Origin of the sequence: Priestia sp. JV24 (assembly GCF_025910025.1) — a bacterium.
Lineage (GTDB): Bacteria > Bacillota > Bacilli > Bacillales > Bacillaceae_H > Priestia > Priestia megaterium.
In genome coordinates this window covers 262,948-284,411 of record NZ_JAPCIN010000016.1, presented here as the reverse complement: position 1 = coordinate 284,411, position 21,464 = coordinate 262,948, and the positions used below count along the sequence as shown (strand labels likewise).

Annotated in this window: 22 protein-coding genes; 19 read left to right on the top strand and 3 right to left on the bottom strand. The window is 38.8% G+C overall.

Annotated features, from left to right (window positions below):
• Positions 1-69: 69 nt before the first annotated feature.
• The 10 genes from OK414_RS13925 to OK414_RS13880 all read left to right on the top strand — a co-directional run bounded on the left by OK414_RS13925 (position 70) and on the right by OK414_RS13880 (position 11,583).
• Positions 70-1,008 (top strand): ABC transporter ATP-binding protein, encoded by a 939-nt coding sequence (locus tag OK414_RS13925; protein WP_263045900.1) that lies wholly within the window; start codon positions 70-72, stop codon positions 1,006-1,008.
• A gap of 19 nt (positions 1,009-1,027) precedes the next feature.
• Positions 1,028-2,134 (top strand): ABC transporter permease, encoded by a 1,107-nt coding sequence (locus tag OK414_RS13920; RefSeq protein WP_034651490.1) that lies wholly within the window; start codon positions 1,028-1,030, stop codon positions 2,132-2,134.
• 1 nt (position 2,135) lies between these two features.
• The gene (locus OK414_RS13915) at positions 2,136-3,284 is read left to right on the top strand and encodes an ABC transporter permease (RefSeq protein ID WP_016764398.1); all 1,149 of its coding nucleotides are present in this window, start codon (positions 2,136-2,138) and stop codon (positions 3,282-3,284) included.
• A gap of 245 nt (positions 3,285-3,529) precedes the next feature.
• Positions 3,530-4,720: an iron-containing alcohol dehydrogenase gene (locus OK414_RS13910; protein WP_016764397.1), complete on the top strand. Its 1,191-nt coding sequence runs from the start codon at positions 3,530-3,532 to the stop codon at positions 4,718-4,720.
• Between the two features lie 45 nt (positions 4,721-4,765).
• Entirely contained in the window at positions 4,766-6,199 is a 1,434-nt protein-coding gene (locus OK414_RS13905; protein WP_016764396.1) for a GntP family permease, read from the top strand.
• 323 nt (positions 6,200-6,522) lie between these two features.
• On the top strand, positions 6,523-6,849 hold the full coding sequence (locus OK414_RS13900; protein ID WP_095380275.1) for an IDEAL domain-containing protein: 327 nt from the start codon (positions 6,523-6,525) through the stop codon (positions 6,847-6,849).
• Positions 6,850-6,969: 120 nt separating this feature from the next.
• Positions 6,970-7,542: a DJ-1/PfpI family protein gene (locus tag OK414_RS13895; RefSeq protein ID WP_263045860.1), complete on the top strand. Its 573-nt coding sequence runs from the start codon at positions 6,970-6,972 to the stop codon at positions 7,540-7,542.
• A 71-nt stretch (positions 7,543-7,613) separates the two neighbouring features.
• Complete coding sequence (locus tag OK414_RS13890) at positions 7,614-8,726, top strand: CdaR family transcriptional regulator (protein WP_034651498.1); 1,113 nt, start codon at positions 7,614-7,616, stop codon at positions 8,724-8,726.
• Positions 8,727-8,854: 128 nt separating this feature from the next.
• The gene (gene glcD, locus OK414_RS13885) at positions 8,855-10,267 is read left to right on the top strand and encodes a glycolate oxidase subunit GlcD (protein WP_263045859.1); all 1,413 of its coding nucleotides are present in this window, start codon (positions 8,855-8,857) and stop codon (positions 10,265-10,267) included.
• Positions 10,264-11,583, top strand: a complete 1,320-nt coding sequence (locus tag OK414_RS13880) for a (Fe-S)-binding protein (RefSeq protein WP_047931499.1) — start codon at positions 10,264-10,266, stop codon at positions 11,581-11,583. The genes glcD and OK414_RS13880 overlap by 4 nt, the downstream gene beginning before the upstream one ends.
• Positions 11,584-11,610: 27 nt before the next feature.
• Here OK414_RS13880 and OK414_RS13875 read toward each other — a convergent pair whose 3' ends face one another.
• Positions 11,611-12,615 carry an LLM class flavin-dependent oxidoreductase gene (locus tag OK414_RS13875; RefSeq protein ID WP_034651506.1) on the bottom strand — a complete coding sequence of 335 codons (1,005 nt, stop codon included), beginning with the start codon at positions 12,613-12,615 and terminating at the stop codon, positions 11,611-11,613.
• A gap of 234 nt (positions 12,616-12,849) precedes the next feature.
• On the opposite strand from OK414_RS13875, the gene OK414_RS13870 reads away from it, so the two are divergent.
• The 4 genes from OK414_RS13870 to OK414_RS13855 all read left to right on the top strand — a co-directional run bounded on the left by OK414_RS13870 (position 12,850) and on the right by OK414_RS13855 (position 16,023).
• Positions 12,850-13,485: a DUF1796 family putative cysteine peptidase gene (locus OK414_RS13870; RefSeq protein ID WP_034651509.1), complete on the top strand. Its 636-nt coding sequence runs from the start codon at positions 12,850-12,852 to the stop codon at positions 13,483-13,485.
• Between the two features lie 88 nt (positions 13,486-13,573).
• Complete coding sequence (locus tag OK414_RS13865) at positions 13,574-13,855, top strand: hypothetical protein (protein WP_034651511.1); 282 nt, start codon at positions 13,574-13,576, stop codon at positions 13,853-13,855.
• Positions 13,856-13,954: 99 nt separating this feature from the next.
• Positions 13,955-14,359 (top strand): YkvA family protein, encoded by a 405-nt coding sequence (locus tag OK414_RS13860; protein WP_013057340.1) that lies wholly within the window; start codon positions 13,955-13,957, stop codon positions 14,357-14,359.
• Positions 14,360-15,066: 707 nt separating this feature from the next.
• Entirely contained in the window at positions 15,067-16,023 is a 957-nt protein-coding gene (locus OK414_RS13855; RefSeq protein ID WP_057245090.1) for an AEC family transporter, read from the top strand.
• Between the two features lie 69 nt (positions 16,024-16,092).
• Here the strand turns inward: OK414_RS13855 and OK414_RS13850 are convergent, their stop codons facing one another.
• Entirely contained in the window at positions 16,093-16,962 is an 870-nt protein-coding gene (locus tag OK414_RS13850; protein ID WP_034651512.1) for a LysR family transcriptional regulator, read from the bottom strand.
• Positions 16,963-17,075: 113 nt separating this feature from the next.
• Between OK414_RS13850 and OK414_RS13845 the strand changes: the two genes are divergently transcribed.
• Genes OK414_RS13845 through OK414_RS13830 form a run of 4 tightly spaced genes read left to right on the top strand, consistent with a single transcriptional unit; the run spans position 17,076 to position 19,814 of the window.
• Positions 17,076-17,657: a non-oxidative hydroxyarylic acid decarboxylases subunit B gene (locus OK414_RS13845; protein ID WP_016764386.1), complete on the top strand. Its 582-nt coding sequence runs from the start codon at positions 17,076-17,078 to the stop codon at positions 17,655-17,657.
• Between the two features lie 2 nt (positions 17,658-17,659).
• Positions 17,660-19,081 carry a non-oxidative hydroxyarylic acid decarboxylases subunit C gene (locus OK414_RS13840; protein ID WP_263045858.1) on the top strand — a complete coding sequence of 474 codons (1,422 nt, stop codon included), beginning with the start codon at positions 17,660-17,662 and terminating at the stop codon, positions 19,079-19,081.
• 16 nt (positions 19,082-19,097) lie between these two features.
• A complete protein-coding gene (locus OK414_RS13835) occupies positions 19,098-19,322 on the top strand; it encodes a non-oxidative hydroxyarylic acid decarboxylases subunit D (protein ID WP_013083432.1) in 225 nt (74 codons plus the stop codon).
• A gap of 21 nt (positions 19,323-19,343) precedes the next feature.
• Complete coding sequence (locus OK414_RS13830; RefSeq protein WP_263045857.1) at positions 19,344-19,814, top strand: hypothetical protein; 471 nt, start codon at positions 19,344-19,346, stop codon at positions 19,812-19,814.
• A gap of 17 nt (positions 19,815-19,831) precedes the next feature.
• Here OK414_RS13830 and OK414_RS13825 read toward each other — a convergent pair whose 3' ends face one another.
• On the bottom strand, positions 19,832-20,632 hold the full coding sequence (locus OK414_RS13825; protein WP_263045856.1) for a PucR family transcriptional regulator: 801 nt from the start codon (positions 20,630-20,632) through the stop codon (positions 19,832-19,834).
• Positions 20,633-20,648: 16 nt separating this feature from the next.
• On the opposite strand from OK414_RS13825, the gene OK414_RS13820 reads away from it, so the two are divergent.
• Entirely contained in the window at positions 20,649-21,422 is a 774-nt protein-coding gene (locus tag OK414_RS13820; protein WP_230586548.1) for a hypothetical protein, read from the top strand.
• The last annotated feature ends 42 nt before the right edge of the window (positions 21,423-21,464 follow it).

Here is a 21,464-nt window from a genome sequence, read left to right as displayed (position 1 = left end):
TTATGCACTGACGTAAGTTTGCCTTTTTTTCATAAAATAAGGATATACCAACACACTAGAGGTGAAATGATGAACGTATTATCAATTCAAAAGTTAACAAAGAAATTTGGAGATTTTATTGCGGTAGATAATTTGTCTTTACAAGTAGAAGAAGGAGATATATTCGGCTTTTTAGGAACAAACGGAGCAGGAAAAAGCACAACGATTCATATGGTAGCTAGTCTGCTTCAAAGCAACAGCGGCGATATTGAAGTACTTGGGAAAAATATAAAGAAACACCGAAATTTCGCAAAGATGAACATTGGAATTGTTCCGCAGGACTTAGCGATTTATGAAGATTTGACAGCCTATGAAAATGTGAAGTTTTTTGCAGGTCTCTACGGATTAAGAGGGTCACTTCTTAACGAACGAGTCGGAGAAGCTTTAGCGTTTGTAGGGCTTTTAGATAAACAAAAGGCGTATCCGAAAAGCTTTTCAGGAGGAATGAAAAGAAGGTTAAATATCGCATGTGCAATTGCTCATCGCCCCAAGCTTATCATTATGGATGAACCGACGGTTGGCATTGATCCTCAGTCCCGGAATTATATTTTAACATCTGTAAAAAAGCTAAATGAAATGGGAAGCACAATCATTTATACGAGTCACTATATGGAAGAAGTAGAAGAGGTATGTACAAAGATTGCGATTATTGATCACGGCAAAATTATTGCTGAAGGAACAAAAGAGCAGCTGAAAGCTATTATCACTGATACAAAAGATATTTGGATTGAAGTAAAAGAAGCGGACGATATAGATTGCAGCGGTCTAAAAGAAATTCCAGGCGTAACAGCCGTTACGTATGAAGATGGAATCATTAAAATTAATTCAAGCGCCGAAGTGAATAACTTGAACAAAGTCATTCATTATTTAATGACCCATCATATCGAAATTAAAGCAGTTAAAGAACAAGCCCCTAATTTAGAGACGGTCTTTCTCACGCTGACAGGGCGCAGTTTAAGAGATATATAAAAGAAAGGAGGAATAACGAATGAATATTATTGCAATTGCTTTGAAAGAAATGAAAAGTGATCTGCGAGATAAGCGTGCATTTATCTTTATGATTCTCTTTCCGCTGGCTCTCGTCCTTATTTTAGGAACAGCTTTGTCTCAAGCCTTTAATAACGATATGAAGATAGACGACAGTTATGTTCTCTATAAAATCAACACAAGTAATGAAGAATCTGCTGCTTTTAAGCAGTTTGCTGCCCATGCAGAAAAATCGGGCATTCACTTTAAAGCGCTGAAAAAAAATCAGGATGGAAAAAAAGAAGTAAAAGAACAGCGCTATACAGCTTATGTAGAAGTGAAAGACGGAGACATTCATCTCTATGGAAATGAAGAAAACAGCATTGAATTCAACATGGTCCAAGGTATGTTAAGCACTTTTGTGGATAAGTACAATGTGGCTATGGAAGTGGCCAAAGTAAACCCTCAGCAAGTGGATAATCTGCTCCGTGCGTCTAAGCATGACTATATTCAAGAAACATCTCTTCATTCTCAAAAACAGCCAAATTCAATAGACTACTACGCCATTTCAATGACAACTATGATTGTTTTGTACGGATCTATCTCAGCGAGTTATTTAATTAGAGGAGAGCGTATGCGAAATACAGCTAGTCGATTAGTAGCCGCGCCGGTTAAAACCGCTGAAATTTTTGTCGGAAAAATTTTAGGCACTGTTTTGGTTCACTCCATTTGTGTGTTAGTCGTCATTATGTCGACTAAATATTTTTTTGATGCCAACTGGGGAGATCATTTACTCTTAGTACTCGTAATGTTAGTATCTCAGATTCTTTTTGCCATTAGCTTTGGATTAGGAGTTAGCTACCTTACGAAGACGGAAGCGGCGTCAAGAGCAATTATTATGGTTGTTATTCAAGTGTCGTGTATTGTGGGAGGAACCTATTTTCAAAATGGATCTGGAGAGGGATTCGTCAATGTATCACCTTTAACCTGGATGAATAATGGACTTATTAAATTGATTTATACAAATGATATGGGCGCTTCTCTTTCAGTTATCGGGTTGAACGTAGGCTTCTCTATTTTATTCCTGGGCATAGCAATTGTGCTTTTGAGAAAAAGAGAGGGGTTATAACATGAAAAATATCATGTGGCTTGTCACAAATATGCTAAGAAATATGCTGCTTAGAAACAAAAGGACGCTTGTGCTTGTTATTGGTTTGCCTATTGCAGGGGTTTTAATGTCCGTTCTTATTTATGGAAATGCAGGAGGGACTTCGGTGAATATCGGAGTTGTCAATCACGACTCAACGGATATTACAAAAGATACCGTTCAGTTTTTAAAAGGACTGCATAAAACAAATGTTAAAATGCTCACTGACAAAGAAGTGGATCATGAGATTACGTCAAAGAAAGTTGATGCGGTTATTACCTTTGAAAAAGGGTTTTCTGACAGCGTCAAAGCAAACAAACCAGATCATATTACAATCACTTCAATAAAAGGAGCAGAAGTAACGAGCTTTATTAAGTCTTATTTGTATCAATATATTGACAATATTTCTTCGCTGAATCAAGCTGCTGAAGGCGACGATGCGGCTTTTAAACAAATGTATGAGAATTATCAAAAAGCGCCATTCCACGTCTCAACGCATGCCCTTGAAGACAAAGGAACCGATCAAAACATTGTCAAGCAGACAATTGGATATTTAATCATGTTTATGCTTTTTTCTGCGGTGAATTTATCGGCTCTTATCACAAAAGAAAAAGAGCAGCGAACGTATTTTAGACTGTTAGCTTCGCCAGTTAGCGCAAGGCAATACGTGATATCCAATGTTATTACAAATATGATTTTATTAACTCTGCAAGTAATGATTACACTTGTTTGTATTACGACTCTTTTTCACGTAGATATGAACATTCCCGTATGGCAGCTGTTTTTCATTTTAGTTTTGTTTGGTCTAGTAGCCATCGGCTTGTCTCTTGTAATTATCGCTTTTACAGAAAGTTCAAAAGCAGCGAATGGTCTTCAGACGCTTATCATCACGCCAACTTGTTTACTGTCCGGCTGCTTTTTCCCGCCTGAATTTATGCCGGATGTGATGCAGAAAATAGCCGACTTTCTTCCTCAAACGTGGGTATTAAGTACGTTAAAAAGTGTTCAACAAGGAGCTGATTTAAGCAGCCTATGGTTAAATATCAGCATTTTACTAGCTTTTGCACTTGTTTTTTTCCTGCTGTCTATTTATAAATTAAATCGAAATAATACTGTTCAAAAGTTTATTTAAATGGTAAAGTCAGAGAATACCTCTGGCTTTTTTTGTAATTTTTAAAAAGTTACAAAAAAAGATTGAAAAATATAAGATGAAATTTTAGAATGAAAGAGGAAAGGGGTATACAAAAAGAGAATAAATAGGGGAGAAAAACGAAGTTCATGTTGGTTTTTTGCGCAAACAAATGAAATCGCTTACATAAGTCAGCATGAAAATACGGAAGGAGAGATTGTCAGCGAGATAACAAAGGGGGAAAAACAGTGGGAATTTATGAACTACTTGTACCACGCACGGTTTTATATGGAGAAGGATCATTTTCTAAAATTGGAGAACAGGCTGCACTGCTTGGGACAAAGGCATTGCTTATAAGTGATGACGTTATGGTGAAAGCAGGCAATGTAGAAACTTGCCGTCGTTACTTAGCAGAGACTGGCATGGACTGTGCTGTGTATACAGGCGTAAATTCAGAGCCGACAGATATTCATCTAGATGAAGCGCTTGTTATATGTAAAACGGAGCAGTGCGATGTGGTTATTGCCTTAGGGGGAGGCAGCTGTATCGATACTGGAAAAGCGGTTGCCATTATGATGACAAATGAAGGGCATCTACGAACGTATTTTCAAAATCAACAAGATTTTCAAGATAGTCCGCTTCCTTTGGTTGCCGTGCCTACAACTGCTGGAACAGGCTCAGAAGTGACGAAAGCGACGGTTATTACAGACACGGCGTACGATGTAAAAATGATGCTCGCAAGACCTCAATTATTGCCTGATACAGCCATTGTTGATCCGTTATTAACTCTATCATGTCCGAAACATGTAACGGCAGCTACAGGAATTGATGCACTCAGTCATGCAGTGGAAGCGTATTTGTCTAAAAAAGCACATCCTTTTACAGATTCACTTGCGCTTCAAGCAATTGAGTTAATCATGAAAAATATCCGTCTTGTGTATAGAAATGGAGAAAATGTTCAAGCAAGAAACGAAATGGCCTATGCATCTATGCTGGCAGGAATGGCGTTTTCAAATTCATCTGTTGCGCTAGTGCACGGTATGTCAAGACCTATTGGCGCGTTATTCCATGTGCCGCACGGTATTTCTAATGCGATGCTCCTGCCTGCGGTTTTGGACTATACAAAAGAGGCTTCAATCGATCGTTTAGGTGAAATAGGACAAGCTCTTTTTCCGAACGTATCATATACAAAAAAAGAGGGAGCAGATGTGTTAATTGAAGCCATCAAGCAGCTTTGTATCGACTTAGAGATTCCTAATCTTCAATCGTGGGGCATTGATCGCCAGCTGTTTTACGCGGCGGTTGAGAAAATGGCAGCGGATGCGATTCAAAGCGGAAGTCCTGCTAACCATCCTGTTGTACCGACGGCAGAAGAAATTATCCAGCTGTATTACACGTGCTATGAATATGAGTTTAAGTCTGCACTTTATAAAAAATAAGATAAATTCAAAACAAATTGAATGAGGGATGAAAGGGGAAACGTTATGGATTTGCTGATTATTTTGCTATCTCTGGGGCTTTTAATGCTGGTTGCTTACCGCGGATTTTCAGTTATTTTGTTTGCTCCACTTTGTGCGCTGCTAGCCGTTATTTTAACGGAACCAAGCTATGCACTCCCGTTTTTCTCAAACGTTTTTATGGAGAAAATGGTTGGGTTTATTAAAAACTACTTCCCTGTCTTTCTATTAGGAGCAGTCTTCGGGAAGATGGTAGAAATGTCTGGAGTCGCTGAATCGATTGCGAAAACAATTGTTAAAGTAGTAGGAGCTAAACGCGCCATCTTGGCTATTGTTTTAATGGGAGCAATCTTAACCTACAGCGGCGTAAGTTTATTCGTTGTTGCGTTTGCAGTTTATCCGTTTGCGGCTAACTTATTCCGCGAAGCGAATATTCCAAAACGATTAGTACCGGGAACGATTGCATTAGGAGCTATTTCGTTTACCATGGATGCACTTCCGGGTACACCGCAAATTCAAAACGTTATCCCAACGACTTTTTTTAAAACAGACATCTATGCTGCTCCGACACTGGGGATTATCGGATCGGTTATTGTCTTTAGCTTAGGTCTTTGGTATTTAGAAAGCCGAAGCAAAAAAGCAAGAAAAGCTGGAGAAGGCTACTACGGGTTTAATAATGAACTAGCGGCTGCTGCAGAGCTAGAAAAAGAGTCTGTACCTTCTACAGAACCTAAATATGAACCTAGCGTAGCAAGACAGATTCTTGCATTTGTTCCGCTTGTGCTTGTAGGGGTGGCAAACAAATTTTTTACTGTTTCTATTCCAAAATGGTACCCAGACGGTTTTGATTTTGCCAAAATTGGCCTTGAAGCGTTCGGGAAAGTAGATTTAACCGCAGTTGTTGGTATTTGGTCAGTGGAGTTGGCACTTGTTATTGGAATTATCACAACGATTGCGTATGACTGGAAGAGAGTGACCACCGGTTTCCAAGCTGGTCTTAACGCAAGTATTGGCGGAGCGCTTCTCGCTGCGATGAACACGGGAGCTGAGTATGGCTTTGGAGGCGTCATTTCATCTCTTCCTGGCTTTGCAGCCGTTCGTGATGGTATTTCACATACCTTTACAAATCCGCTTGTCAATGGAGCCGTTACGACAAACATTTTAGCTGGTATTACAGGCTCTGCTTCTGGAGGTATGGGAATTGCGCTTAGTGCGATGGGAGATAAGTATGTAGAAGCTATTAATCAGTACAACATTCCTCCTGAAGTTATGCACAGAGTTGTAGCGATGGCATCAGGCGGTATGGATACGCTTCCTCATAACGGAGCTGTTATTACTCTGCTTGCTATTACCGGGTTAACCCACAAGCAGTCTTACCGAGATATTTTTGCCATCACTGTTATAAAAACGCTTGCATGTTTCTTAATCATTGGAATCTACAGCTTAACTGGACTCGTATAACAAATAAAGAGGCTGAATTTAATTGAAGAAAAATCCGAACGATGAATCGTTCGGATTTTTTTATGGTTGTGGTGAACATAGATTTCATGTATATAGGTGTATTAGCGGTTAATTGGAGCGGAGCCTTGCACGGAAATCAGCAGCGGTTTCACAAGGAATCTTTATCTCCTTTGTTCGTCTATAGGTTGCAGTGATTTAGCTGTATATCAAGCTTTTTGCTTTAAAACAGATTCTTTGACTTTCTAAACTGTAAGTATTATGATTACACTACTTTCTGCGGTTACATTAATTCTTAGCATGTTTATGAAGAAAGGAGAATGACTGTGAAGCTATTTGAAGGAAATTTAAAAGTAGGCGACTGGGTCAAAGGAAAGTCTCGCAACGGTGAACTTATATACGGATATATTAAAATGATTGATCCATCTAAAAAAGCAGCACTAATCAACGTTGTAAAAAGTGATGATGAAAAAATGGTCGGCACAACCATTGGCATGATGGATGAAAAAATAGAGAAGCTGCCCCTTCAAAAAACGGCGCACGAAGAGCAGATTCTTTCATTGATTGATCTTGCGCTGTTAACGAAAGACAAGGCTTGGTTTAGTGAATTAACAGCTGAATTAAAAAAATTACAAGATAAAAAGCAAGGCTGACATTCCTGATAAGGAATGAAGGCCCTGCTTTTTTTATTATTCATAGGGGAAAAGCAGGAATGGAAAGCAGCTTGCGAGAAGAAGTAAGTGATGACATTAAGAAAGAAAAGGTGATAAAAGATGAGTAAACGTGTCTTAATTTTAACAGGAGATGCCGTGGAAGCTTTAGAAGTTTTTTATCCGTATTATCGCTGTTTAGAAGAAGGTATTCAGTGTACCATTGCTTCTCCCGTGAAAAAGAAGCTTCAAACGGTTGTTCATGATTTCCTTCCAGAGATGGAAACATTCACAGAGAAAATGGGATATAAAATTGATTCTCACGCTTCTGTCGATGAAGTGGATCCCGCCGATTATGATGGACTTATTATTCCTGGAGGACGGGCGCCTGAATACATTCGAATGAACACAAAAGTTCAGGAAATTGCTGCGCATTTTTTAAAAGAAAATAAACCTTTAGGCGTTATTTGTCATGGTCAGCTCGTGTTAACGACGGTTAGAGAGTATCTGCAGGACAGAGAAGTGACAGCGTATCCTGCTTGCCGACCGGAAGTAGAAGCGGCGTGTGCTGTATTTGTAGAACAGACGCTTCATGTAGACAGAAACCTAGTAACCGGGCAAGCTTGGCCGGATTTACCTAAATTTATGAAAGAGTTTTTTAACGTGCTAAAAAAAGCTGAAAAAGTGAACGCATAATAAAAAAAGAGGGCTGAGAGAAAACCATTCTTTCAGCTCTTTTAATTGATGATAGGTGAGGTGTAAACAACGTGCAGCTAGTGTCTGAACTGTCGAAGAAAATTATAAAAGAAGTACAGCTTGTGATGAAAGAACATGTAATTGTAACGGATATACGCGGAATTATTATTGCGTCTACAGAAGAAAAGCGGGTTGGTTTTTTTCATGAAGGCGCGTGGAACGTGATGCAAAAAAAGGAAAAACTATATATCTCCAAAAAAGAAGCAGCAGATTTAAAAGGAGTTAAGCCAGGAATTAATTTGCCTATCAGTTATCAAGGAGACATTATTGGCGTTATTGGTATTACAGGTATGCCAGAAGCTGTTGAGCCTTTTGCAGACATTATTCGAAGATTAACAGAGCTAATTATTCGCGAGGCATATTACATAGAAACAAAGGAATGGGAAAATAAAGGAGTAGAAGCTTTTTTTCGTGAATGGATTTATAGCCAGCAAGTAGATGCAGAATTTATTGAACGAGGCCATATTTTAGGAGTACAAGTAGACAGCTCTTATTGCTGCACGCTCTTTCAAATTGATTCATCTCTTTCGAAAAAGAAGCAGCAGCACGTACAAGAAATGATTCGCTACTGGTTTGAAAGTCATAAAGCTGAAGGAGATTATATTGCAAATTGGGGATACGATCGCTTGCTTTTACTTAAAGAGGCTGTAGGTGAAAAGGCAAGGCGAGGATTTAAAGAAGAATTAATAAAATGTCAGCAGTATATTCAAGCAAACAACCAAGTTATGATCACTATTGGTGTAGGAAAGCCAGCGGAGCAATTTAATTTGCATGCTTCATATGAAGAAGCGAAAAAAGCGCTTAAAGTGGCTTCAAAACGTCAAACCGTTGTTTTTTATGAGGAGCTGCTGATGGACATGATTTTAGAAGACGTTTCTGAACCTGTAAAAAAGGAATTCTTGAGTCGAGTGCTTTCTTCCATTCAAAAAGAAAAAGAGCTTCTCGAAACGCTGAAATGCTATTTAGCCAACGATCAATCGTTGAAAAAAACGGCGTTTGATTTACATATTCATATTAATACGCTTCATTACCGCTTGAAGCAAATGAAAGAACTAACAGACATTGATCCAAAAAGCGTAAAGGGTATCACGCTTTTTTACCTTGCGCTGTCTCTATTAGAGTAAGTGCGCCCTTCGTTAGATAAACATACAAAAAATGAGTTTTTAAAGCGCTTTTTTTTAGTTTTTTATCCATAGTCCCTCGTGGCTTCTGCAACTATAATAAGATTAAGAGATATATAAGGAGGAACGTTATGCTTAATGAACGAACACAAGCAAAGCTCATTGAAGTTGTAGGATCAGCCAACTTTCAAGATAGCAGTGAAGCAAGACTCGTGTACTCTTATGACGCAACACCTAACTTTCAGTCGCTTCCTGATGCGGTTATTATGCCTGAAAACAAAGATCAAGTGAAAAGAATTTTAACGATATGCAACGAAGATCATGTTCCTATTGTGCCAAGAGGTTCAGGTACAAATTTAAGCGCAGGAACGTGTCCAACGCAAGGCGGAATTGTTCTTACATTTAACCGAATGAATAAAATTTTGGAAATTGATGAAGAAAATTTAACCGCTACCGTGCAGCCAGGTGTTATCACGTTAGACTTAATTAACGCCGTAGAAGCAAAAGGTTTATTTTACCCTCCTGATCCAAGCTCTATGAAAATATCAACCATCGGAGGGAACATCAATGAATGTTCAGGAGGGTTACGAGGCTTAAAATACGGCGTAACAAAAGATTACGTTCTTGGTCTTGAAGTAGTTCTCGCAAACGGTGACTGTATTAAGACGGGAGGCAAGTTGGCTAAAGATGTAGCTGGCTACGATTTAACGAACTTGTTTGTTGGGTCTGAGGGAACGCTTGGCGTCGTGACAGAAGCCATTTTAAAGCTCATTCCAATACCTGAAACAAAACAAACTCTGCTCGCGCTGTTTGAAGACATGGACGCAGCCGCTAAGACGGTTTCAGCTATTATCGCCAATAAGATTATTCCAGCTACGCTTGAATTTTTAGATCAGCCGACGTGTGAAGTAGTAGAAGATTTTGCGCAAGTTGGGCTACCAACAGATGTAAACGCTGTCTTATTGATTGAACAAGACGGTCCGCCGGAAGTAGTGACTCGCGATATTGAAATGATTTCCCGTATCTGCAGCGAAGGAAATGCTGTATCTGTAAAAGTAGCAGCTTCACAAGCAGAAGCAGAAGCGTTAAGTACAGCAAGAAGATCAGCTCTTTCTGCTTTAGCGCGAATGAAGCCAACGACCATTTTAGAAGACGCAACCGTCCCGCGGTCTAAAATTAGTGAAATGGTCAAAGCGATTAATGAAATTGCTGTAAAATATAATGTTAAGATCTGTACGTTTGGTCATGCGGGAGACGGAAATCTGCATCCGACTTGTTTAACAGATGCGCGTGACGAAGAAGAGCTTCACCGCGTCGAACAAGCTTTTGAAGCGATTTTTCATAAAGCCATTGAGCTTGGAGGAACGATTACAGGTGAACACGGAGTTGGAGAAATGAAAGCACCGTATTTAGCGCTGAAGATGGGAGGAGAAGGAGTAGCTGCGATGAAAGCAATTAAGTATGCTTTGGACCCGCAAGGAATTATGAATCCAGGGAAAATTTTTGCTAAAGACACGAGAAAAAGAGTGGTGGTTCGTTCATGACGGCAACAAAAGACATTCAGCAAGCGTTCAAAGAACGGTTAGATTATGACGAGTTAATGAATTGTATGAGATGCGGTTTTTGTTTGCCAAGCTGTCCGACGTATGGACAAACGAATCAATATGAAGCAGCGTCACCGCGCGGAAGAATTGCTTTGATGAAAGGAGTTGTAGACGGACTTATTGAACCTGATGAATCTGTTGAAAAGCAATTGAATCTTTGTCTTGGCTGCCGAGCGTGTGAGCCTGTTTGTCCTTCGGGTGTGAAGTACGGACACTTATTAGAAGAAGCGCGTGATATTATTCAGCAGAAAAAAAGGCATAAATGGCCAGTAAAAGCGCTCAGGCATATGGTGTTTGAACAGCTTTTCCCGCATAAAGAACGATTAAAAAATGTACATTCTCTGCTTGCTTTCTACCAAAGAAGCGGCTTGCAAAAAGCTGTTCAAAAAACAAATATACTAAATGTCCTGCCCGGTAATTTAGCACAAATGGAAAAAACGCTTCCGCCTGTGCTAACAAAAAAAGAAATGAAGAAACGTCCTTTTTTATTTGAAGCAGAAGGAACAAGAGAGCGTACGGTTGCTTTTTTTACAGGGTGTTTAATGGATACGATGTTTATGGAAACAAACAACGCGACGATTGCACTTTTACAAAAAGCGGGGTGTAAGGTCGTTATACCAGAAGTGCAGACGTGCTGTGGCGCACTGCATGCGCATGGAGGAGAAAAAGATCAGGCAAAGAAGTTAGCGAAGCAAAATATTATGGCGTTTGAATCCATTCAAGCGGATGATATTGTTCTTAATGCAGGAGGCTGCGGTGCGCTGTTGGTAGAATACGATCATTTATTAAAAGAGGAACCCGAATGGAAAGAAAGAGCAGCTGCTTTTTCTGCCAAAGTCAAAGATTTTTCAGAGATTTTATTGCAGCAGCAGTTTGTGGAAAAACAAAAGTTATCGCTTCCAAGTCAAATTATTACGTATCAAGACTCGTGTCATTTAAGAAACGTGATGAAAACGTCCAGCGCACCGAGAAAACTGATCCAAGCGATTAACGGAACGGTGTTTAATGAAATGGAAAATGCGGATCATTGCTGTGGCTCAGCTGGTATTTATAACTTAACGGAACAAGAGATGTCTATGCAAATTTTAGATTATAAAATGGAAAAAGTGAAAGAAGCCCATGCACATACGATTGTAACAGCAAACCCGGGCTGTCTCATTCAAATGAAGCTAGGGGTAGTTAGAGAAGGCGTAGAAGAAAGTGTAAGGGCCGTTCATCTTGCAGATTTACTTCTTGAAGCAGTAGAAAGCAAATAAAAAGGCCGGACGTGTCCGGCCTTTTTATTATTTGAACAGCTGAGAAACAATTTCGTACGAACGAAGGCGAGCTTTGTGATCGTAAATTTGAGCGTTAATCATCAGTTCATCTGCTTCTGTTTCTTCAATAAACTGTTCAAGCTTGACTTTAATCGTCTCAGGACTTCCGACAATAGAAGAGCCCAGCTGCTGTTGGAGAGAAGCTTTTTCAAAGTCAGTCCATAGTTCATCCATATTATCCACAGGAGCTTTTAGTTTACCCGGTGTGTTTCGAATTAAATTTAGAAACTGCTGCTGCATAGAAGTAGCCAAACGTTCAGCTTCTCTATCTGTATCAGCAGCGATTACGTTTACACCTAACATTGCATATGGTTTGTCTAACACGTCGGACGGCTTAAAATAACGGCGATACATGTTCAGAGCTGTCATTGTATTATTAGGTGAAAAGTGACTTGCAAATGAAAATGGCAAACCTAGCTGTGCAGAAAGCTGTGCGCTAAAACCGCTTGAGCCAAGCAGCCAAATCGGAATATTTAAACCTTGACCGGGAACAGCTTTAACGCGCATCTGACTTTCTGAAGCCGGTTTAAAGTATTCTTGCAGTTCAGTTAGCTGTTCGGGGAAGTCACTGCCGTCGCTTCTGCGGTCGCGTCGCAGCGCCTGTGCTGTCAGCTGATCCGTCCCTGGCGCTCTTCCTAAGCCTAAATCAATACGTCCTGGAAATAGTGATTCAAGCGTGCCAAAATGCTCAGCAATAACAAGCGGAGAATGGTTAGGAAGCATAATACCTCCAGAGCCTACGCGAATGCGTGACGTGCCTGCAGCTACATGACCAATTACAACAGATGTAGCGGAGCTTGCGATACCTGTCATATTATGATGTTCAGCTAGCCAGTAGCGGTTATACCCCCATTTTTCAGCGTGCTGAGCTAAATCTAATGTATTTCTAAGTGAGTCAGATACAGTTCCTCCTTCAACTACAGGAGAAAGATCCAGTACGGAAATCGGAATATCTTTTAATGCTTTACTCATCAATTTCATCTTCTTTCTTTAAAGACTTCATAGGCCTTGTTATTTCAATGGAATACAAGTATTTTAACAATAATCTTTCGAGTTCCAAAATATTTTGCTTCGATTATTTTCCTTTATGTTATTGTTCTTTATTTACACAAGCTTTTGAGAAACAAAAAGCTTGTACGGTATAAGGCAGAAGCCGCCTCTTTCTATAAAAAGCTGTCATATTTTATAGTAGAAGGGAGGATGAATATGGTTACTTTAAATGAACTAAAAAGCAAGCAGTACGATATGATATACAGTTTAGGCTATAACTGTTTTCCAGGGATATACATGAAAAAATATGCTTTGCGAAAACAAGCCGGCGTGATTGATTGGTGTATTAGCATTTCTCTTTCTCATGTCAATCAGCTGTTGAAAAACCGCTGTAAAGACTTATTTTTATATGAACATTTAACCTATGTTAGTTCTTTCGGAGACGGTTCCACCCTTAGACTGCGTGATAAGGTGTATCAAATTGATTCTGCTCATGATTTTCCGTCGTCTATCAATACAGAAGATAACTGGCTTTCGTACAGTGAAGTCAAAGAAAAGTATGAGCGGAGAACGGAGCGGTTTTTAACGTCGATGGAGACCAGTTCTTGTATATTGTTTATTCGTATGGGTGGAACGTATGAAGAAGCGAAAGAATTAGAGCATATTTTAAAGCGAATGGTCAAAAACGATTTCTATATACTGCTGCTGACAAACAGTGAAAAAGAACTTTTGTCCGAAGCTAACTGGGACTTGCCTTACACGTGTGTCTTATATGCACCTATTTTTTCAATGGACGTGCTGCGCGATGATAAAGTATGGGAAGAGCTCTTCAGCGGGCTTGTTATAAAATAAAAGAAACTCTTTTTGTTTAATACGGGAATGAGAAAGCTTGTTTTTTTCATAGACTTTGTTATATCTGTGTATCAAAGGAGATGAAAAGATGGAGTCCAATGTGCGGAAGGCGATAAAGGAAATTGTATGGCTGCTGCTAGAACAAGACCAGCGCTGGAACGAGTATTTAGCACAGCTGGATGATTTGAAAATACAAGTGGATTTGAATAGTTCCGCATATCAAGTTCTCAGAAAGATGACGGGTAATTACGAAGTGCTGCTTGAACATATGGATCTCATTCAGCAGTTTGAAAATCATTCTAAAAGTGAAACAGCGCTGAATGACCTAGTTACCATCGTCATGAAGCACTATTCGTTAAAAAATTCATAAACCTGCTTTGTGCAGGTTTATGGAGTTTCATCTATCAATGGAATTGGGTAAAGATAATCGTTTATAATAAGTACATATGGTAATGAAAGGGTGATCGATATGGAAGAGAAACAAGAAATTGTACCCGTTCGTACAGAGGAAACAGCCAAATATTATTCGGAAGAAAAATTTTGGGACAAGCTTAAAAAGTTTGGTAAAAAAGCGGGAGCAAACGTTGTTTATGCCGTACTGCTTTTATACTACACGCTGCAAAAACCTGATATTCCCCCAAAAGCAAAAGCAGTCATTATAGGAGCGTTAGGTTATTTTATTCTTCCTTTAGATTTAATTCCAGACTTTGCAGCAGGAGTGGGATTTACAGATGATTTAGGAGCTCTAGGGCTTGCATTGATTCAAGTTGCCATGTACATTGATGAAGGTGTTAAACTGAAAGCAAAAGAAAAAATTAAAACGTGGTTTTCAGAAGAACACAATTTTTCCATTATTGATGCTAAAATAAAGTAACGTTATGATCGAAATGTCATTATTAAATAAAGTGAGCAAAAGAAGGTGATAGATGAATCATCTTCTTTTTAACCGATAATACATAGGTCTTTGTGACTATTTTAATCCGTTTTATGTAAAAAAAACAGGATTAAAATATTTTTTTCATTAAAATTTTAATCAATGTAATTGAATAATTGTCCTACAAATGTTAAGTTAAAACATGTTCATAAATTCGTCACAGAAAGCAATATACAAATAAGTAAGATAGTTTGTAAAAACTTTGTGAAATTATGGAACTTTTTAACTGAGAGTTTCAAACTCTTAGAGATTCTTCCTCATCAATCAGAAGTCGCTTTCTTTCGTCACAAGATTAAGCATCTTTCATTTGAAGGTGTTTTTTTTCAGCCTAAGTAAGCCAACAACATGATTGTATGACAAGTTTTTACTAAGGTTGTAGAGTTACTGTATTGTATGACAAGTTTTATGTGATTTGATGTTGATTAAATGAACAGTTTCGAAGTAAATAAATGATTGCAGAAAAACAAAGTCCATGCGTTTTCATGAACCATTATACGTTACTTCATATTTGTAGAGATGTTTAGCAAAAGGGGAGATGAATGGCCTGACGTAAACAATATCCATAGACAAGCCTTAGAAAATAATTATCTTTCTAAGAAAGCAAATTTATATGATTGATTCTAATCTAAACAATGGAGTGTTCAAAAATGGAAATTAGTCAAATCTTTATTATTTTAACCCCAATCTTTTTTGTTATTTTGCTAGGTTATTTAGCAGGGTATTTTAAAAAGTTTGATGCAACAACATCTAAAGGGTTAAATACGCTTGTAACAAAATTTGCGTTACCTGCACATCTATTCGTTGGTATTACAACAACATCAAAACAAACGCTTATTGAAAAATGGCCGTTTTTATTAGCATTAGTTCTTGGTATTATTGGATTTTATGTTCTTTTCTTACTTGTTGCAAAATATGTATTCAAATACTCACTAACAGGCGCGTCTATGTTCTCTTTAAACTCTACGCAGCCAACGTTTGCATTTATGGGTATTCCCGTATTAGGTAGCTTGTTTGGCGCGGATGTAGTAGCAATTCCAATCGCTATTACGGGTATCGTAGTAAATGCGATGCTTGATCCTTTAGCAACTATTATTGGTACGGTTGGACAACGCGAAAGAAGTGAAGGAGATTCTGAAGAAAGCTTATTTAAAGTAACGATTAAATCAATCTTACATGGTCTTTCTGAACCATTAGCCTGTGTTCCGTTAATCGCAGTAGTATTAGTATTATGTGGGTTCCAAGCTCCGGATTTATTATCAAGCAGCTTAGATCAAATCGGTTCAATTACATCTGGTGCGGCGCTATTCGCAGTTGGGGTAACAATTGGTATCCGTAAAATTCAATTTAGCCCAGCAGCATTTGGTATTGCGATTTTAAAAGTGGCTATTCAGCCGCTTGTAATGTTAGGAATTGCAACAGCAATGGGTCTATCATCAGCTGACATCGTAAAATTAGTTTTATTAGTAGCGTTCCCAGGTTCAGCTGTAGCAGCAATGATTTCAGTGCGCTTTGACAGCCTAGCTGGTGAAACAGCTTCAGCATTCGTACTTAGTGCCATTATGTCACTTGTTACATTACCGCTATTAATTTCTTGGTTAATGTAGTCACATATATCAATATAAAATAAAAAAGGCTTTGCTATTTTAGCAAAGCCTTTTTTTGTGTATCTATACTTAAAAAAGTTTTAAAAATTCTTGAGCGATTTTGGGAAGATAACTATCGGTACGCCACGTAACTAAAGGCTCAATTACAAATGGATTGTCTTCTATGTTTAAAATTTTAATATGTTCTAGCGAAAAAGAAGATAGCATCGAATAAGGAACAATAGCAGCACCAAGGCCACGACATACTAAATTAAGAAGCATCGCTGAGTCATGGCATTCGCATAAAATATTAGGTGCTATATCCATCTTTTCAAATTCTTTTATAATGCGATTGTATATGCTTATTTCTCGATTTGAACGAAGAAGAATAAGAGGGAGAGAAGCAATTTCGGCTACTGAAATCTTTTCTTCTGCATAACCGCTTTCTTTCGGCACCGCTACAACAAAGATATCTGGTGCAAGTGTTTTTGTTTTGACATGTTGATAAGGTAAGTCTGTAGTGGTGACCGCTACATCAATTTTTCCTTCCGTCAATAATTCGTTTAAATGAGCAGGTTCGTTTTCATAGATATTAAATGTACTGTTTGGATACTGTTTTTGAATAAGAGTTAGCTTATCGAGAACGGTTGATGCACAGTAGATTGTACATCCTACTTCAAGCTTTTCATTTGTTACGTTTTTGCATTCCTGTACTTCCAATACTGATTTTTCGACCCTTTGCACAATGTCTTTCGCTCGTTTTAAAAAAAGCTCTCCTTCTACCGTTAACAATAAGCGCTTGTTATTGTTTCGTTCAAAAAGCAAAAGACCTAGCTCATTTTCGAGCTGCTTTAGCTGTCTGCTTAGAGGAGGCTGAGCCATATGCAGGCGCTTTGCTGCTTTGGTCACATTTAATTCTTCAGCTATGACAATAAAATAATGCAACTGTCTTAATTCCACTGTATTCAACTCCATACTTTAAAGGTATTATTATATACTTTATCAATATTTTAATTGTATGGAAAATAAGTGTAAAGTTAAATGTGTAACCAGAACAGAGAGGAGGAAGGGAAATGAAAATAGCTGTAGGAATAACGGGAGCCACGGGAGCTATTTTAGGTATTCGAATTTTAGAGCTGTTAAAGAAGGCTTCTGTTGAAACGCATTTAGTCATGTCGCCTTGGGCTCATGCCACAATTAAGCTGGAAACATCCTATAGCGTTCAGCAAGTAGAAGCGCTAGCAGATTATTGTTATTCATATCAAGACCAAGCAGCAAAAATTTCGAGCGGCTCTTTTCGTATAGATGGAATGATTGTTAGTCCTTGCAGTATGAAAACATTAGCATCTATTCGAATGGGACTAGCAGATAACTTAATAGCGAGAACGGCAGATGTGATGTTAAAAGAGAGAAAGCCACTTGTGCTACTTCCTCGCGAAACGCCTTTAAATACGATTCATTTAGAAAACATGCTGGATCTTTCAAAAATGGGAGCTATCCTCGTGCCGCCTATGCCGGCTTTTTATAACAAACCTAAGACGATCGACGATATTGTCACACATATTGCTGTTCGAACGTTAGATCAGTTGGGAATTGAGCTTCCTGAAGCAAAAAGATGGCAAGGAATTAAACATTTATCACAAGGAGGAAAATAAAAATGGCTTATAAAGACTTTAGAGATTTCCTTGATACGCTACATAAAGAAGGGCAGCTGCTGACGATTACTGATGAAGTGCAGCCTGATCCTGATTTGGGTTCAGCAGGTCAAGCCATCAGTAATTTAGGAGATCAAACGCCGGGATTATTGTTTACTAATATTTATGGATATCACAATGCAAAGGTAGCTCTAAACGTAATGGGTTCCTGGTCAAATCACGCGTTAATGATGGGGCTGCCTAAATCGACTCCTGTAAAAGAACAGTTCTTTGAGTTTGCTCGGAGATATGAAAAATTTCCTGTCAAAGTGAAAAGAGAAGAGACAGCGCCGTTTCATGAGTGTGAAATAACAGACGATATTAACTTATTCGATCTTTTGCCGTTGTTTCGCTTAAATCAAGGAGACGGAGGCTATTATCTAGATAAAGCGTGTGTTATTTCTCGTGATCAGCATGATAAGGAGAACTTCGGTAAACAAAATGTAGGGATATACCGTATGCAGGTCAAAGGGAAAGATCGTCTAGGCATTCAGCCCGTGCCACAGCATGATATTGCCATTCATTTAAAACAAGCCGAAGAAAAAGGTGAAAACCTCCCTGTATCAATTGCTTTAGGATGTGAACCTGCGATTGTTACAGCAGCCGCTACGCCGCTTCATTACGATCAATCTGAGTATGAAATGGCAGGAGCTATTCAAGGTGAGCCATACAGAATTGTGAAGTCTCAGCTTTCTGATTTAGATGTACCTTGGGGAGCAGAAGTGATTTTAGAGGGAGAAATTTTAGCTGGTGAACGTGAATATGAAGGTCCTTTTGGCGAATTTACAGGTCATTACTCAGGCGGCAGAAGCATGCCTGTTATCAAAATCAATCATGTATACCATCGCAAAGATCCTATTTTTGAAAGTTTATATATCGGTATGCCTTGGACAGAAACAGATTATTTAATTGGAATTAATACAAGCGTTCCTTTATATCAGCAGCTAAAAGAAGCATATCCTGAAGAGATTGAAGCTGTGAATGCGATGTATACTCATGGTCTCGTTGCTATCATTTCAACGAAAAGCCGATACGGAGGATTTGCTAAGGCGGTTGGTATGAGGGCATTGACTACGCCGCATGGATTAGGATATTGCAAGCTAGTTATTTTAGTAGACGAAGATGTGGATCCGTTTAATTTACCGCAAGTCATGTGGGCGCTATCAACAAAAATGCACCCAAAACACGATGTTATAACAGTGCCTAATCTTTCAGTTCTGCCACTTGATCCAGGATCTGATCCGGCTGGTATTACAGATAAAATGATTTTGGATGCTACAACACCAGTTGCACCGGAAACAAGAGGCCACTATTCTCAGCCTTTAGATACACCACTTGAAACTGAAAAATGGGAAAAAATCTTAACGAATATGATGCAAAAATAAACAAGGAGGAATCAACATGCATACTTGTCCAAGATGTGAAGCCAAACAAGCGAACTTAGTATCTAAATCACCAGTTGAAGGAGCCTGGGAGATTTACTTATGCAACGTGTGTTTGTTTACCTGGCGTTCTTCTGAACCTGAGACCATCACCAATCCTGAAAAATACCCTCGACCATTTAAAGTCAATCCAAAAGACGTACCGCTGGCAACGCACGTGCCTCCTGTGCCACCTCGATCTTAATAAGCAAAGGTGGTAAGTAAAATGAATAAAGCAGAGCTGCCAAAAGCCGTGCGCGTATTTTTAAATGGAAAAGACTTAGAAAGGAAACAGCATGATGCAATGCTGCTATCTACAGTGACATCCGAGGGTTTTCCTCATGTAGCCATGATTAGCGCTGGAGAGCTGGTAGCTATTAGCTCTTCACGCGTCAAGCTGTTAGTATGGAAAGATACAACCTCTTCAACAAACATGATACAGAATCATAAGGCAACCGTTACATTAGTTGTTGAAGGAAAAGCTTATTACATTAAATTTTGGCTAAAAAAAGAAGCTCCTGTGTTATCAGGCTATGAGCTATTTACGGGAGAAGTAGCCGCTGTTAAAGAAGATTACGCAAAATATGCAGTTTTAACATCAGGAATTCAATTTCAGCTTCATGATTCCAAAGAGGTACTGAGCGGCTGGAAGCAATCAATTGAGGCTGTTCTTTCTACTGAAAAAACCGATTCTTAAAAATAAGAATCGGTTTTTTAGCTGTAATGAAATTTTTTTAAATAGCATGCTAGCTGAACTTTTAATAGGTGTTCACTGTTTGTAAATGATATGTTCATTTTTCCTTCAATTTTTTTCAACCGCTGATAGAGTGTATTAACATGAATATGAAGCTGCTTAGCTGTAAGTGAAGCAGAGCGGTTATTATCGAAATACGCTTCTAGCGTTTGCTCTAAAGGTTCATCGTTTGAATGATTGTTCTTAAGAGGGAGAAATACCTCATCAATAAAGGTTTTGACCTCTTCTTTTGATTGATTAATAAATAGTCGGTTAATTCCTATTTCCTCATACAACATGCATCCATCTTGCTGCTGAGACAGCAGGTAAGAGACAGCTTTTTCAGCTTCACTATAACTTTTTCCTATTTGAGTAAAATGAGAATACCGACTTCCAATCCCTGTTTTTACATGACATTCATTGTAGTAACGCCATTTTGAGAGTAAACCTTCTAATTGTTTGATAATAGCATGATGTTTTTCATAAGGGTCAAGCGTAAATACAATGGTTACTTTGGTATCGAATCCGTATACGACCGGTGCTTTTGAGCTGAAAACCGATTTGATGTCAGATACAAGGCGATGAAGGTGTAAGTTTAAGAGCTGCAGGTCCGCTTGTGAACGAATGGTAATGAGAGCGACCAGAATATGCTTTTTTGTATCAATGTTTAGCTCAGCTGCTTTTTGATACAGCAAAGTGGTGTCATAACACGATAAGTATTCACTAAATAATTCATGTGTTCGCTTGTAAAATAAATCGACTAACGTTTGTTTTTTCAGCATTTATATGCGTGAACATATGATAGATGAAGCGCGCGTACACTATGCGATTACAAATAGCGGAGGCATCTCTCCTAATGTTGTTCAAGCAGAAGCGGAAGTGATGTACTTAATTCGTGCTCCGAAACCATCTCAAGTAAAAGAACTTTATGAACGGGTTGTGAAAATTGCAAAGGGAGCGGCTTTAATGACTGAAACACAAATGGAACAGGAAATTCAAGGAGCCTGCGCTAATCTAATTCCAAATCAAACAATGGAGCAGCTGATGCATAAGCAAATGATGCAAATAAATTTGGCTGAAGTGAAACATGAAGAAATAGCTTTTGCCAAAGCTATTTACGAGTCTACATCCGCCGAAGATAAAGAAGCAGCAAAAAAACAAGTGGGTTCACTGCTAGACAGAGCTTTAGCGGATCATCCGGTTTTCAACCAAATTGCTCCTATGTCTAAAAATGTTTCCTTCATGACAGGATCAACTGATGTCGCAGACGTTAGCTGGAATGTTCCCACTGCACAGTGCGTGACTGCAACGTGGGCTTATGCTACGCCGTTTCATACATGGCAAGCTGTTGCTCAAGGGAAAACGGAGTATGCCCACGATGCGATGTTATTGGCTGGAAAAGCCATCGCGGCTACGGCGATTGAAATGATAGAAAATCAAGAGCTGATTAGTCAAGCCAAACAAGAGCTGGAGGATAGACTAGAAGGGGAAAGCTATGAATGTCTTGTGCCTTCACATATACAGCCACCTAATTACTCAGAAAGTGAGCAGGAAAACTATAGCGTGGTATAAAAAACGAGGCGGAAAAAACGTATTTTCGTGTAAGGAAGATCT

Coding starts and splice junctions, on each gene's coding strand:
- OK414_RS13925 (WP_263045900.1), top strand. CDS start 70: ATGAACGTATTATCAATTCAAAAGTTAACAAAGAAATTTGGAGATTTT.
- OK414_RS13920 (WP_034651490.1), top strand. CDS start 1,028: ATGAATATTATTGCAATTGCTTTGAAAGAAATGAAAAGTGATCTGCGA.
- OK414_RS13915 (WP_016764398.1), top strand. CDS start 2,136: ATGAAAAATATCATGTGGCTTGTCACAAATATGCTAAGAAATATGCTG.
- OK414_RS13905 (WP_016764396.1), top strand. CDS start 4,766: ATGGATTTGCTGATTATTTTGCTATCTCTGGGGCTTTTAATGCTGGTT.
- OK414_RS13895 (WP_263045860.1), top strand. CDS start 6,970: ATGAGTAAACGTGTCTTAATTTTAACAGGAGATGCCGTGGAAGCTTTA.
- glcD (WP_263045859.1), top strand. CDS start 8,855: ATGCTTAATGAACGAACACAAGCAAAGCTCATTGAAGTTGTAGGATCA.
- OK414_RS13880 (WP_047931499.1), top strand. CDS start 10,264: ATGACGGCAACAAAAGACATTCAGCAAGCGTTCAAAGAACGGTTAGAT.
- OK414_RS13875 (WP_034651506.1), bottom strand. CDS start 12,615: ATGAGTAAAGCATTAAAAGATATTCCGATTTCCGTACTGGATCTTTCT.
- OK414_RS13870 (WP_034651509.1), top strand. CDS start 12,850: ATGGTTACTTTAAATGAACTAAAAAGCAAGCAGTACGATATGATATAC.
- OK414_RS13865 (WP_034651511.1), top strand. CDS start 13,574: ATGGAGTCCAATGTGCGGAAGGCGATAAAGGAAATTGTATGGCTGCTG.
- OK414_RS13860 (WP_013057340.1), top strand. CDS start 13,955: ATGGAAGAGAAACAAGAAATTGTACCCGTTCGTACAGAGGAAACAGCC.
- OK414_RS13855 (WP_057245090.1), top strand. CDS start 15,067: ATGGAAATTAGTCAAATCTTTATTATTTTAACCCCAATCTTTTTTGTT.
- OK414_RS13845 (WP_016764386.1), top strand. CDS start 17,076: ATGAAAATAGCTGTAGGAATAACGGGAGCCACGGGAGCTATTTTAGGT.
- OK414_RS13840 (WP_263045858.1), top strand. CDS start 17,660: ATGGCTTATAAAGACTTTAGAGATTTCCTTGATACGCTACATAAAGAA.
- OK414_RS13835 (WP_013083432.1), top strand. CDS start 19,098: ATGCATACTTGTCCAAGATGTGAAGCCAAACAAGCGAACTTAGTATCT.
- OK414_RS13830 (WP_263045857.1), top strand. CDS start 19,344: ATGAATAAAGCAGAGCTGCCAAAAGCCGTGCGCGTATTTTTAAATGGA.
- OK414_RS13825 (WP_263045856.1), bottom strand. CDS start 20,632: ATGCTGAAAAAACAAACGTTAGTCGATTTATTTTACAAGCGAACACAT.
- OK414_RS13820 (WP_230586548.1), top strand. CDS start 20,649: ATGATAGATGAAGCGCGCGTACACTATGCGATTACAAATAGCGGAGGC.